Annotated in this window: 9 protein-coding genes and 1 pseudogene; 6 read left to right on the top strand and 4 right to left on the bottom strand. The window is 74.8% G+C overall.

Going from position 1 to position 13,064, the window contains the following annotated elements:
* Positions 1–44 precede the first annotated feature (44 nt).
* The 4 genes and pseudogenes from ACRB68_RS39120 to ACRB68_RS39110 all read right to left on the bottom strand — a co-directional run bounded on the left by ACRB68_RS39120 (position 45) and on the right by ACRB68_RS39110 (position 7,284).
* Positions 45–5,255, bottom strand: a complete 5,211-nt coding sequence (locus tag ACRB68_RS39120; RefSeq protein ID WP_456356043.1) for a type I polyketide synthase — start codon at positions 5,253–5,255, stop codon at positions 45–47.
* Between the two features lie 45 nt (positions 5,256–5,300).
* Positions 5,301–5,369, bottom strand: a pseudogene (locus ACRB68_RS42995) (polyketide synthase docking domain-containing protein); the annotation flags it as partial.
* A 101-nt stretch (positions 5,370–5,470) separates the two neighbouring features.
* On the bottom strand, positions 5,471–5,680 hold the full coding sequence (locus ACRB68_RS39115) for an acyl-CoA carboxylase epsilon subunit (protein ID WP_153541934.1): 210 nt from the start codon (positions 5,678–5,680) through the stop codon (positions 5,471–5,473).
* The gene (locus tag ACRB68_RS39110) at positions 5,680–7,284 is read right to left on the bottom strand and encodes an acyl-CoA carboxylase subunit beta (RefSeq protein WP_153541933.1); all 1,605 of its coding nucleotides are present in this window, start codon (positions 7,282–7,284) and stop codon (positions 5,680–5,682) included. The genes ACRB68_RS39115 and ACRB68_RS39110 overlap by 1 nt, the downstream gene beginning before the upstream one ends.
* A 240-nt stretch (positions 7,285–7,524) precedes the next feature.
* Between ACRB68_RS39110 and ACRB68_RS39105 the strand changes: the two genes are divergently transcribed.
* The 6 genes from ACRB68_RS39105 to ACRB68_RS39080 are packed head-to-tail and all read left to right on the top strand — an operon-like array spanning position 7,525 to position 13,028.
* Positions 7,525–8,286, top strand: a complete 762-nt coding sequence (locus ACRB68_RS39105) for a thioesterase II family protein (protein ID WP_153541931.1) — start codon at positions 7,525–7,527, stop codon at positions 8,284–8,286.
* A complete protein-coding gene (locus ACRB68_RS39100; protein ID WP_153541929.1) occupies positions 8,279–9,118 on the top strand; it encodes a metallophosphoesterase family protein in 840 nt (279 codons plus the stop codon). The genes ACRB68_RS39105 and ACRB68_RS39100 overlap by 8 nt, the downstream gene beginning before the upstream one ends.
* Positions 9,115–9,813: a 4'-phosphopantetheinyl transferase family protein gene (locus ACRB68_RS39095; RefSeq protein WP_153541927.1), complete on the top strand. Its 699-nt coding sequence runs from the start codon at positions 9,115–9,117 to the stop codon at positions 9,811–9,813. The genes ACRB68_RS39100 and ACRB68_RS39095 overlap by 4 nt, the downstream gene beginning before the upstream one ends.
* A complete protein-coding gene (locus ACRB68_RS39090) occupies positions 9,797–11,158 on the top strand; it encodes an aspartate aminotransferase family protein (RefSeq protein ID WP_153541926.1) in 1,362 nt (453 codons plus the stop codon). The genes ACRB68_RS39095 and ACRB68_RS39090 overlap by 17 nt, the downstream gene beginning before the upstream one ends.
* Positions 11,158–12,402 carry a sensor histidine kinase gene (locus ACRB68_RS39085; protein WP_153541924.1) on the top strand — a complete coding sequence of 415 codons (1,245 nt, stop codon included), beginning with the start codon at positions 11,158–11,160 and terminating at the stop codon, positions 12,400–12,402. Before ACRB68_RS39090 ends, ACRB68_RS39085 begins: the two co-directional genes overlap by 1 nt.
* Positions 12,366–13,028: a response regulator transcription factor gene (locus ACRB68_RS39080; protein WP_328595321.1), complete on the top strand. Its 663-nt coding sequence runs from the start codon at positions 12,366–12,368 to the stop codon at positions 13,026–13,028. The genes ACRB68_RS39085 and ACRB68_RS39080 overlap by 37 nt, the downstream gene beginning before the upstream one ends.
* The last annotated feature ends 36 nt before the right edge of the window (positions 13,029–13,064 follow it).

Raw genomic sequence — 13,064 nt, 5'->3', positions numbered from 1 at the left:
TCACTCCAATACCGGGGTCGTCGCAGAGCTGGTGCGAGGCGGCGCTAGGAAAGTCCCAGCTCCCTTTCGAGGACCTCGAAGAGTTCGCCGTCGGTCGCCGACTCGAGGTCGGCCACGGGGTCCTCCGACGGAACGGGTCCCGACGGGTCGCGCCATCTGCGCAGGAGCGCTTCCAGGCGGGCGGTGACCAGTGCGCGGGTGGCGTCCTCTGGAGCAAGGGCGCTGAAGGAGGCTTCGAGCCGGTCGACCTCGCCGATCAGCCGCTGCGCCTCGTCGGCACCGTCGGCGGAGTCCAGCGACTCCGCGAGGTGGCGGGCGACCGCGCGGGCCGTCGGATGGTCGAAGACCAGGGTGCTCGGCAGCCGCAGGCCGCTCTCGCCGTTGAGGGCGTTGCGCAGCTCGACCGCGGTGAGCGAGGTGAAGCCCAGCTCGTTGAACGCCCGGTCCGGGTCGACCGCGGCGCCGCCGCCGTGGCCGAGGACCCGGGCGACCTGGGCGCGTACCAGCTCCAGCAGGATCCGGTCGCGGTCGGGTCCGGAGAGCCCGGCCAGCTTGCGCAGCAGGGCCGAGCCGTCGCCGCCGGACCGGCGGGCCGGTACCCGGACCAGGCCGCGGAGCATCGCCTGCACCACCGGCTGGGTCCGCAGGACCGCGGGGTCGAGCCGGACCGCCACCGGGACGGGCTCGGCCCCGCCCAGCGCGGCGTCGAACAGGGCGAGGCCCTCCGCCGGTTCCAGCGCGGGCATCCCGGTGCGGCGCAGACGCTCCACGTCGGCTTCGCCGAGCCGGTCGGCCATACCGCCGACGTCGACCAGCGGCCCGAACGCCACGGACGTCCCGGGCAGGCCCTGCCCCTGACGGTGCCGGGCCAGCGCGTCGAGCCAGGCGTTGGCCGCCGAGTAGTTCGCCTGGCCGGGGCCGCCCAGAGTGCCGGCGACCGAGGAGAACAGCACGAACGCCGACAGGTCCATGCCGAGGGTCAGCTGGTGCAGATGCCAGGCGCCGTCGAGCTTGGGGCGCAGCACCCGGTCCATCCGGTCGGCGGTGAGCGAGGCGATGACGCCGTCGTCGAGCACGCCCGCCGAGTGGATCACCGCGGTGAGGCTCCGGCCCGCCAGCAGCCCGGCGACGGCCGCGCGGTCGGCGACGTCGCAGGCGGCGATCTCCACGTCGGCGCCCAGGGCGGCCAGCTCGGCGGCGAGTTCGGCCGCGCCGGGCGCGTCGAGACCGCGGCGGCTGGTGAGGAGCAGGCCGCGCACCCCGTGCCGGACGACCAGATGCCGGGCGACGAGCGCGCCCAGGCCGCTGGTGCCGCCGGTGATGAGCACCGTGCCGCCGGGCGCGAAGCCGGCCGGGGCGGGCTCGGCGGTGATCCTGCGCAGCCGGGAGACCTGGAGGGCGCCGCCGCGGACGGCGAGTTCGGGCTCATCGGAGGCCAGCGCGAGGTCCAGCGGGCCGGGGCCGCCGTCCCAGGCGATCAGGGCGAACCGGCCGGGGTTCTCGGCCTCGGCGGCCCGCAGCAGCCCCCAGACGGGCGCTTCGCCCAGGTCGCCGTCGCGGAGCACGACCGCGAGCTTCGCGGCGGCGAACCGGTCGTCGGCCAGCCACTCCCGGACGGTCTCCAGCATCGCGTTCACCGCCGCCCTGACCTGCTCGGGGGCGTCACCGGAGGGGGCGGGGCAGGGCAGCACCACCCGGTCGAAGCCGCCGTCGGCGAGCGCGGCCAGATCGGGGAAGAGCGGGGCGGCCAGGCCGAGGGGGTCGGCGCCGAGCACGGCCCAGCGGCCCTCGGCGGCCGGCGTCCGCGCGGCCGGAGCCCAGTCCACCCGGTACAGGTCGCGAGCCCCGCCCTCCGGCGGATCGAGGGAGAGTTCGCCGCGGGCCACCGAGGCGGCCGACAGCACGGGCAGGCCATCGCCGTCGGCGACGCTCAGCCGGATCGCGCCCTCGGGGCCGGCGTCGATCCTGACCCGGGCCGTGCCGGCGGCCGTGCCGTGCCGGGCCACCCCCGTCCAGGCGGTGGGCAGGAGCCGGCCGCCGTCCAGGTCGAGGGCGGCGGCGTGCAGGGCCGCGTCGAGCAGCGCCGGGTGGGCGCCGAAGCCGTCCGTCGCGGTCGACTCCTCCAGCACGATCTCGGCGAACAGGGTCGCGCCCGCGCGCCAGGCCGCGCGCAGGCCCTGCAGGGCGGGCCCGTAGCCGTGCCCCCGGGCCAGGAGCCGGTCGTAGGCGTCCTCGACGTCCACCGGGACGGCCCCCGCGGGCGGCCAGACCGGGAACTCGAAGGACGGCTCGGCGGCGTCGGGGGACAGGGTGCCGGTGGCGTGCGTGGTCCAGCCGTCCGCGCCGGTCCGGCGGGAGCGCACGCTATAGCGGCGGCGGCCCGCCTCGTCGGCGGCGCGCACCACGACCTGGACCGCGACGCTCCCCTCCTCGGGCAGGAGCAGCGGGCTATGCACGGCCAGGTCGGCGACGGCCGGCAGCCCGAACCGCTCGCCGGCGTGCAGCGCCAGTTCCACGAACGCGGCGGTCGGCAGCAGCGGAACGCCGAGCAGGTCGTGGTCGGCGAGCCACGGCTGCCGGTCGGCCGACAGGGAGCCCGTCAGCACGGCCCCGTCGCCGTCGGGCAGATCCAGGACGGCGTCGAGCAGCGGGTGGTCGGCGGCGGCGAGGCCGAGCGCGGCCGGGTCGCCCGCCGCGGCCGGCGCGGCCGCCCAGAACCGCTGCTTCTGGAAGGCGTAGGTCGGCAGGTCGACGCGGCCCGCCCCGGCGAAGACCGTCCCCCAGCGCACCGGCGTCCCGGCGGCGTGCAGCCGGCCAAGGCCGTCGAGCAGGGCGGTCCGCTCGGGGCGGTCGCGGCGCTGCAGCGGCACGAACCGGAGGCCGCCCGCGTCGGCGCTCTGCTGGGCGAGGGCCGCCAGCACCCCGTCGGGGCCGATCTCGGCGAACCGGGTCACCCCCGCCTCCGCCAGCGCCCGGACCCCGTCGGCGAACCGGACGGCCTCCCGGACGTGCCGCACCCAGTGGTCGGCCGAGCCCAGCTCCTCCGGAGCGGCCGGCGCGCCCGTCACGAGGGAGATCACCGGGAGGCCCGGGCGCCCGTAGGCCACGGACTCGGCGACCCGCCGGAACTCCGCCAGCATCGGGTCCATCAGCGCCGAGTGGAAGGCGTGCGAGACGCGCAGCCGGGTCGTCTTGCGGCCCTGCGCGGCGAAGACCTCCATGATCTTCGTGACGGCGGCGTCGTCGCCGGAGACCACGACCGACCGGGGGCCGTTCACCGCGGCGATGCCGGCCCCGCCGCCGAGCAGTGGAGCCGTCTCGGCCTCGGTGGCCTCGATGGCGGCCATCGCGCCGCCGGGCGGAAGGGCCTGCATGAGGCGGCCGCGGGCGGCGACGAGCCGGGCGGCGTCGGCCAGCGAGAACACCCCGGCGACGTGCGCCGCGGCGATCTCGCCGATCGAGTGCCCGGCCAGGTGGTCGGGGCGGACGCCCCACGACTCCACCAGCCGGTACAGCGCCACCTCGAACGCGAACAGGCCCGCCTGGGTGTAGACCGTCTGGTCCAGGGCGTCGGCGTCGTCCCAGGCGACCTCGCGCAGCGGCCGGTCCAGCAGCGGGTCCAGAGCGGCGCAGACCGCGTCGAAGGCCTCGGCGAACACCGGGTGCGCGGTGGACAGCTCCCGGCCCATTCCGGCCCGCTGGCTGCCCTGCCCGGAGAACAGGAAGGCCACGAGGCCCTCCTGGGCGGCGTCCACGGTCAGGCCGGGGGCGGGGTCTCCCGCGGCGAGCGCGGCCAGCCCGGCCAGCAGCCCGGCCGGCTCCTCCCCCACGATGACGGCGCGGTGCTCCAGGGCGGCGCGGCCGGTGGCCAGGGAGAAGGCGACGTCGGCCGGTTCGGCGGACGGGTCGAGCGCGTCCGCCAGGCGGGCCGCCTGCGCCCGCAGCGCGGCCGGGCTCTTGGCCGAAAGCGTCCACGCGACCGCGCCCGGCGGCACCGGGCCGCCGTCCTCGGCGGGCTCCTCGGCGGGCGGAGCCTCCTCGATGATCACGTGCGCGTTGGTGCCGCTCAGCCCGAACGACGACACCCCGGCCCGGCGCGGACGCCCCGTCTCCGGCCACGCCCGCTCCTCGGTGAGCAGCCGGACGTCGCCCTCGGTCCAGTCCACCTGCGGGGTCGGCTCGTCGGCGTGCAGGGTCCTGGGCAGCGCGCCGTGCCGGATCGCCTCGACCATCTTGATCACTCCGGCGACGCCGGCGGCGGCCTGGGTGTGCCCCAGGTTCGACTTGATCGAGCCCAGCCACAGCGGGAACCCCTCGGGGCGGTCCCGGCCGTAGGTCGCCAGCAGCGCCTGCGCCTCGATCGGGTCACCGAGCGCGGTGCCGGTGCCGTGGGCCTCGACGGCGTCGACCTGGTCGGCGGTCAGCCGGGCGTTGGCCAGCGCCGCCCGGATGACCCGCCGCTGGGACGGCCCGTTGGGCGCGGTCAGTCCGTTGGAGGCGCCGTCCTGGTTGAGTGCGCTGCCCCGGACGACGGCCAGCACCGGGTGGCCGAGGCGGCGGGCGTCGTCCAGCCGCTCCAGCAGCAGCACGCCCACGCCTTCGGAGCAGCCCATGCCGTCGGCGGACGCGGAGAACGCCTTGCACCGGCCGTCGGCCGCCAGACCGCGCTGGGTGTTGAAGTAGACGTACATGTCGGGCGTGCTCATGACGGTCACCCCGCCCGCCAGCGCGAGCGAGCACTCCCCCGAGCGCAGCGCCTGCGCGGCCAGGTGCAGCGCCACCAGCGACGACGAGCACGCGGTGTCGACGGTGACGGCCGGCCCCTCCAGGCCGAGGGTGTAGGCGACCCGGCCGGAGACGAGGCTGCCGCCGCTGCTGCTGTCGGCGTAGTCGTGGTACATCACCCCGGCGAAGACCCCCGTCGGGCTGCCCTTCAGGGAGGTCGGGTCGATGCCCGCCCGCTCCAGGGCCTCCCAGGACGCCTCCAGCAGCAGCCGCTGCTGCGGGTCGGTCTCGACGGCCTCGCGCGGCGAGATGCCGAAGAAGTCGGCGTCGAAGTCGGCGGCGTCGTAGAGGAAGCCGCCCTCGCGCGTCACGCTCTTGCCTGGCTTGCCGGGTTCGGGGTCGTAGAGCCCGGCGAGGTCCCAGCCGCGGTCGGCGGGGAACGGGGCCACCGCGTCCGTCCCGGCGGCCACCAGGCGCCACAGGTCCTCCGGAGTGGCGACGCCGCCCGGATAGCGGCACGCCATCCCCACGATGGCGATGGGGGCGAATTCCCGCTTTTCCTTCTCCGCGAGGCGCTTTCGCGCGTCCCGCAGATCCGCGGTCGCCCTCTTCAAATAGTCGAGAAGCTTTTCCTCGTTGCTCACAAAAGCCACCCCGGTCGAATGTCGCCACGCAAGACGATCACCATCAAGCTAGTTATCGGGAATGGGGCCACCAACCCCTAGCTCGCCCCTAGGTCTGGGCCTCAGCGGGACGACCAGGCGCCCGGTGGGCGGTAGCCGGCCGGTCGGCGCCAGCCCGCCGGCCGCGCCGGCGCGGGACGCGCCGCGGACTCCGCCCGTCCGCGCAGCAGCGCGAGGATCGCGACCGTCACGGCCGCCAGTTCCGCCGCGTCGGGGGCTCCGGCGACGACGCGCAGCAGCGGGCTCGCGCCGTCCGGTTCGGGTCCCGCCATCACATCGGGAGGTTTCCGTGCTTGCGGGACGGCAGGGCCGCTTCCTTGTGCCGGAGCGCGCCGAGCGCGTCGATGAGGGCGGCGCGGGTGTCGGCGGGGTCGATGACCTCGTCCACCAGGCCGCGTTCGGCGGCGTAGTAGGGGTGCATCAGCTCTTTCTTGTACTCCTTGATGCGCTGCGCGCGGGCCGCGGCGGGATCGTCGGCCGCGGCGATCTCCCGGCGGAACACCACGTTGGCGGCGCCCTCGGCGCCCATCACGGCGATCTCGTTGGTCGGCCACGCGAACGACAGGTCGCAGCCGATCGACCGCGAGTCCATGACGATGTAGGCGCCTCCGTAGGCCTTGCGGAGGATCACCTGGACGCGCGGGACGGTCGCGTTGCAGTAGGCGTACAGCAGCTTGGCGCCGTGCCGGATGATCCCGCCGTGCTCCTGGTCGCGGCCCGGCAGGAAGCCCGGCACGTCCACCAGGGTGACCAGCGGGATGCTGAAGGCGTCGCACATCTGGACGAACCGCGCCGCCTTCTCCGAGGAGTGGATGTCCAGGACCCCGGCCTGGGAGTAAGGCTGGTTGGCGACGATCCCCACGACGTGGCCGTCGAGCCGGGCCAGCGTGCAGATGATGTTGGTCGCCCAGGTGGCGTGCACCTCCATCATCTCGCCGTCGTCGACGATCTCCTCGATGACCAGCCGCATGTCATAGGCGCGGCTCGGGTCGGCCGGCACCAGGTCCAGCAGGGCTTCGACCCGCCGGGCGGGGCTGTCGGACGGGGCCACCGCGGGCGGCAGCTCCCGGTTGTTGGCGGGCAGCAGCGACAGCAGGTACCGCACCTCCTCCAGGCACTCCTCCTCGGTGTCGCAGGCGATCGACGCCACGCCGGAGACCGAGGCGTGCACGGCGGCGCCGCCCAGCTCGTCGTGCGAGATCACCTCGCCGGTCACCGACTGCACGACGTCGGGGCCGGTGATGTACATCTGGGAGATGTCCCGCACCATGAAGACGAAGTCGGTGAGGGCGGGCGAGTAGGTGGCGCCGCCCGCGCAGGGGCCGAGGACGACGCTGATCTGCGGGATCACCCCGGAGGAGGCGACGTTGCGGCGGAAGATGCCGCCGTAGCCGGCGAGCGCGGTGACGCCCTCCTGGATCCGGGCGCCGGCCCCGTCGCTCAGGCTGACCAGCGGGGCCCCCGCGGCCGCCGCCAGGTCCATCAGCTTGTGGATCTTCGCGGCGTGGGCCTCGCCCAGCGAGCCGCCGAAGATGCGGAAGTCGTGCGCGTAGGCGAAGACGGTGCGGCCGTGGACCTCGCCCCAGCCCGTCACCACCCCGTCGGTGTGCGGGCGGCGGTCCTCAAGGCCGAACCCGGAGGCCCGGTGCCGGCGGAACCGCTCGATCTCCCGGAACGTGCCCGGGTCGAAGAGCAGCTCGACACGCTCCCGGACGGTCAGCTTGCCGCGGGCGCGCTGCTGCTCGGTCGCCCGCTCGGACGGCCCCGCCAGCGCCTGCTCCCGCAGCGCCCGCAGCTCCGCCGCCTTGAACCGCGTGTCCTCGATGTCGGCGGCGGCGTCGCGCTCCGCCCCGACGTCCACGACCTCGGTCACCATACCTCCCGCTATTTATGGAAATGACCTGACTGGTCGCATTCGATTGAATCCGGGGGACTCTTGCCGCGCCAAGGACCGCGCACCCCACAAAAGCACGCGCGCCACCCCTATCGCCGCGATTGCAGGGGCCGGTAGGGGTGGTGCCGCGCGTCGCGCCGTTGCCAGCATTGGCCCGGAAGTGACCGGGAGATGACATCGGGCGGGTCGAGCGGACTCCGCCGGGATGAGGAGTTGACGGCGATGACCGGCCCCACCGAGAGCGACACCTGGATCAGGCGTTTCCACCCGGTGCCGGAGGCCGCCGTCCGGCTGGTGTGCTTTCCGCACGCGGGCGGCTCCGCCACCTACTACTTCCCCGTCTCCACCGCGCTGAGCCGCTCGGCGGACCTCGCGCAGAAGGTGGAGGTGCTGGCCGTCCAGTACCCCGGACGCCAGGACCGCCGGCACGAGACGCCCTTCACCGACCTCGGCCTGCTGGCCGACGCCGTCCACGAGGCGCTGCTCCCCTGGCAGGACGACCGGCTGGTGTTCTTCGGGCACAGCATGGGCGCGTCCCTGGCGTTCGAGGTGGCCCGGCGGATGGACCGGCCGCCGGTGGCGCTGGTCGCCTCCGGGCGGCGGGCGCCGTCGACGCCCCGCGACGAGTCGGTGCACCGGCGGGACGAGGCCGGCGTCATCGCCGAGCTGAAGCGGCTCAGCGGCACCGACCCGAGCCTGCTCCAGGACGACGAGCTGCTGCGGCTGTTCCTGCCGGCGATCCGCGCCGACTACCAGGCGATCGAGACCTACCGCTGCCCGGCGGGCACGACCGTGCCGTGCCCGGTGACGGTGTTCGTCGGCGACAGCGATCCGCACGTCACCATGGACGAGGCGCGCGCCTGGGCCGGGCACACCACCGGCGGCTTCGGGATGGAGGTGTTCGAGGGCGGCCACTTCTATCTGAGCGCCCGGCCGGCCGCGACCATCGAGCGGCTCTCCGCGGTGCTGCGCGCCCATGTCTGAGCCCGCCCTGTACGCGATCAGCGACCTGCACGTCGGCCACGAGGAGAACCGGCGGCTCGTGGAGTCGCTCCGCCCCTCGACCGGGGCCGACTGGCTGCTCGTCGCCGGCGACGTCGGCGAGTTCGCCGAGGACGTCGTGTGGGCGTTGCGGACGCTCAGCGAGCGGTTCGCCACCGTGGTGTGGACGCCCGGCAACCACGAGCTGTGGACCCCGCCGACGGACCCGGTGCCGCTGCGCGGCGCCGCCCGCTACGACCACCTCGTCGCGGAGTGCCGCCGCCTCGGCGTGCTCACCCCCGAGGACCCCTACCCGGTGTGGACGGGCGCGGGCGGTCCCGTGGTCGTCGCCCCGCTGTTCACCCTCTACGACTACAGCTTCCTGCCGGCCGGAAGCCGCTCGAAGGCGCACGCGCTGCGGCTCGCCTACGACGCCGGGGTCGTCTGCACCGACGAGATCCTCCTGCACCCCGACCCCTACCCCACCCGCGAGGACTGGAGCCGCGCCCGGATCGAGGAGACCGAGCGCCGGCTCGGCGATCTCGATCCCGATCTGCCGACCGTCCTGGTCAGCCACTGGCCGCTGGTGCGAGAGCCCACCGACATCCTGACGCACCCCGAGTTCTCGCTGTGGTGCGGCACCGAACGCACCGCGCAGTGGCATGTGAAGTTCCGGGCGAAGGCCGCGGTCTACGGCCATCTGCACATCCCCCGCAGCCTCGTCGTGGACGGCGTCCGGTTCGAGGAGGTGTCGGTCGGCTACCCGCGCGAGTCCCGGCGCTGGCCGCAGCGGCCGCGCCGGCTGCACCGCGTGTTCCCCGGCGATCCGGCATGATCGAACGGATCGTCCCGGAGGCCGTCGTGGCGGTCGAGGCCTTCGGCGACGCCCGCACCGACACCTGGCTGTTCCCCGAGGAGCGGGCGGTGATCGCACGCGCCGTCGACAAGCGGCGCCGCGAGTTCACCGCCGCCCGCGGCTGCGCCCACGACGCGATGGCGAAGCTCGGTGTGCCCGCCGCTCCGCTGCTGCCCGGCGAACGCGGCGCCCCCGCCTGGCCGGCCGGGGTCAACGGCAGCATCACCCACTGCGCCGGCTACCACGCCGCGGCCGTCGCGTCCGCCGGGGAGGTCGCGGCGCTCGGCATCGACGCCGAGCCGCACGCCCCGCTTCCCGGCGGCGTCCTGGACGCGATCGCCCTGCCCGGCGAGGCCGCCCGCCTGCGGAACCTGTCGGCGGCCGATCCGTCGATCAGCTGGGACCGGCTGCTGTTCAGCGCCAAGGAATCGGTCTACAAGACCTGGTTCCCCCTCACCGGCCGGCCGCTCGCCTTCGAGGGCGCGGACCTGGCGTTCGAGCGCGACGGCACCTTCACCGCCCGCATCCTCGTGCCCGGAGTGCCGGCCGTCCTCGGCCCGCCGCTTCGGGGCCGCTGGCTGGTCGGGGCCGGTCTCGCGATGACGGCGATCGCCGTCCCCACCCCTGTTCCCACCCCATCTCCGAAGGAGACCACCCATGACGGCCGGCGCTGAGCTGGGCAAGCAAGTTCACGAGGACGACCGGGCGCACGTCTTCCACTCCTGGTCGGCGCAGAGCCTCATCGATCCGCTCCCGGTGGCCGGCGCGGAGGGCTCCTACTTCTGGGACTTCGAGGGCAACCGCTACCTCGACTTCTCCGCCCAGCTCGCCAACGTGAACATCGGCCACCAGCATCCGCGGGTCGTCGCGGCGATCCGGCGGCAGGCCGGCCTGCTGTGCACGATCAGCCCGCACGTCGCCAACGACGTGCGCGGCCGGGCCGCCCGGCTGATCGCCGAACGCGCCCCGGCCGGGCTGGACCGGGTGATGTTCACCAACAGCGGCGCGGAGGCCGTCGAGAACGCGGTCCGGATGGCCCGGCTGCACACCGGCCGTCCCAAGGTCCTCGCCCCCTACCGCTCCTACCACGGCTCCACCGGCACGGCCATCGGCCTCACCGGCGACCAGCGGCGCATCCCCAACGACGCCGCCGGCCACGCCGACCCGCTGGTCCGCCACTTCTTCGGCCCCTACCTCTACCGGTCGGCGTTCCACGCCACGACCGAGCCGGAGGAGTGCGAACGGGCGCTCACCCACCTGCGCGACCTGATCGAACTGGAGGGGCCGGCGACGATCGCGGCGATCGTCATGGAGACCGTCATCGGCGGGTCGGGGCTGCTCGTCCCTCCGGACGGCTACCTCGCCGGGGTCCGCGAGCTGTGCGACCGGTACGGCCTGCTGCTGGTCCTCGACGAGGTCATGTGCGGCTTCGGCCGGACCGGCGCCTGGTTCGCCTTCGACCACTGGGGCGTCGTACCCGATCTGGTCACCTTCGCCAAGGGCGTGAACTCCGGCTACGTCCCGCTCGGCGGCGTCATCGTCTCCCAGCCGGTCTACGACACGTTCGCCGAGCGCGCCTACCCGGGCGGCCACACCTACTCGGGGCATCCGCTGGCCTGCGCCGCGGCGGAGGCGGCCATCGAGGCGATGGCCGAGGAGGACGTCATCGGGAACGCCGGCCGCCTGGGCGGCGAGGTGCTCGGCCCCGGCCTGCGCGCGCTCGCGGGCTCCCACCCGTCGGTCGGCGACGTCCGCGGGATCGGCGCGTTCTGGGCGGTCGAGCTCGTCAAGGACCGCGCCACCCGGGAACCGCTCGTCCCCTACGGCGCGGCGGGCGCGGCGAACCGGCCGATGCTGGAGCTGCTGGCGGCCTGCCGGTCCCAGGGCCTGTGGGTCCTGGCCGGCGGCAACCGCGTCCACGTGACGCCGCCGTGCACCCTGACGGCCGCCGAGGCCGCCGACGGCATCGCCGTCCTCGACCGGGTCCTCGACCTCGCCGACCAGCACGGAGCCGGCTGATGATCCGCAGCGCGCTCACCGCGGCGGGCCGCGGGCTGTCCCTGTTCGCGCTGGGCTTCGCGCAGCTCGCCGCCTTCGTCTGGACGGTCACCGCGCTCGCCCTGCTGCCGGCGTTCGCCGGGATCTTCCTCGTGCCCGGGGCGGTGGCGGGGATGCGCCTCGTCGCCCGGATCTCCCGGCACCGGGCGCGGGCGTGGAGCGGGGTCGACATCCCCGAGCCGTACGCCCCGGTGCCCCGCTTCAAGACCGGCCTCGTCGGGCAGATCGAACGCTGCCGGTACGTGCTGCTCGACATCGCGACCTACCGCGATCTGATCTGGTCGCTGGCCGACCCGGTGATCGGCAGCGTGCTCGCGGTGCTGCCCGCCGCCCTGCTGCTGTACGGGGTGGAGGGCATCGTGATGCCGGTGCTCTGGGAGAACTTCCACCCGCACGGCTTCCGCGACTGGTACGTCGGGATCCACGTCACGAACCGGACCGCCGCCTGGGTATGCGTACCGCTCGGGGCGGTGATCCTGGTGGCGGCCGTCCGGAACGCCGAACGGCTGCTCGGCGTGCACGCCCGGTGGACCCGGGTGCTGCTGGCGCCGATGGCAGGGCTCGCACCCGAGCCGCGCCCGCGCGTCTCCGGCGGCCAGCAGGCCGAGCTGCGCCGGATCGAACGGGATCTGCACGACGGCGCCCAGGCCAGGCTCGTCGCGATGGGCATGAGCCTGGACGCCGTCGAACAGCTCCTGGAACGCGACCCGGCCAAGGCCAGGCTGCTGCTGACCGAGGCCCGGCAGGCGTCCGCGACGGCCCTCAGCGAGCTGCGCGACCTCGTCCGCGGCATCCACCCGCCGGTGCTCGCCGACCGCGGGCTCGGCGCCGCCGTACAGTCCCTCGCCCAGGACAGCCCGCTGGACGTCGCCGTCGTCGCGGAACTGGACGGCCGGCTGGACCCGCCGGTGGAGGCCGCCGCCTACTTCGCCGTCGCCGAGGTCCTGGCCAACGCCGCCAAGCACGCCGCCGCCCGGCGGGTCCGGATCCGGCTGCGGCACGGCGCGGGCCGCCTCCACCTGACCGTCAGCGACGACGGCCGCGGCGGCGCCTCCGTGGCCGCGGGCACCGGGCTGGCCGGCGTCCAGGAGCGGCTCCGGGCACTGGGCGGCCACCTCACCCTGGACAGTCCCCCGGACGGGCCGACGATCGTGATGATGGAGTTGCCGTGCGAGTTGTCCTCGGCGAGGACCTCTTCCTCCTGAGATACGCGCTCGAGCGGCTGCTCGAGACGCACGGCTGCGAGATCGTCGCGGCCGTCGGCACCGGTCCCGACCTGCTCCAGGAGCTCCTGCGGCAGCGCCCGGACGTCGCCGTCGTGGACGTGCGGATGCCGCCGACCTTCACCGACGAGGGCCTGCGCGCCGCACTGGAGGCCCGGCGCAGGGTGCCGGGCCTGCCGGTGCTGGTGCTGTCCCAGTACGTGGAGCCGCTGTACTCCCGTGAGCTGCTCGCCGACCCGGCGGGCGGCGTCGGCTACCTGCTCAAGGACCGCGTCATGGAGTCGGGCCCGTTCATCGACGCGGTCCGCCGGGTCGCGGCCGGCAGCGTCGCCCTGGACCAGGAGGTGATCGCGCGGATGCTGGCCGGCCAGACCCGCGACGAACCGCTCGCCCGGCTGACGGCCCGGGAGCGGACCGTCCTGGAGCTCATGGCGGAGGGCCTGTCCAACTCCGGCATCGCCCAGCACATGAGGGTCAGCGGCCGCGCGGTCGCCAAGCACATCGCCAACATCTTCGCCAAGCTCGGCCTGCCCCCCTCCGACAGCGACAACCGGCGGGTGCGCGCCGTCCTCGCCTACCTCGGCAGAGGATCCGCGGCGACCGGGTAGGGGTGCTTTCGACGCACCCCTACTAGGGGTGCGCCA

The sequence above is a fragment of the Actinomadura macrotermitis genome, from assembly GCF_009604375.1.
Taxonomy (GTDB): Bacteria; Actinomycetota; Actinomycetes; order Streptosporangiales; family Streptosporangiaceae; genus Spirillospora; species Spirillospora macrotermitis.
This window is presented reverse-complemented; position numbering and strand designations above follow the sequence as displayed.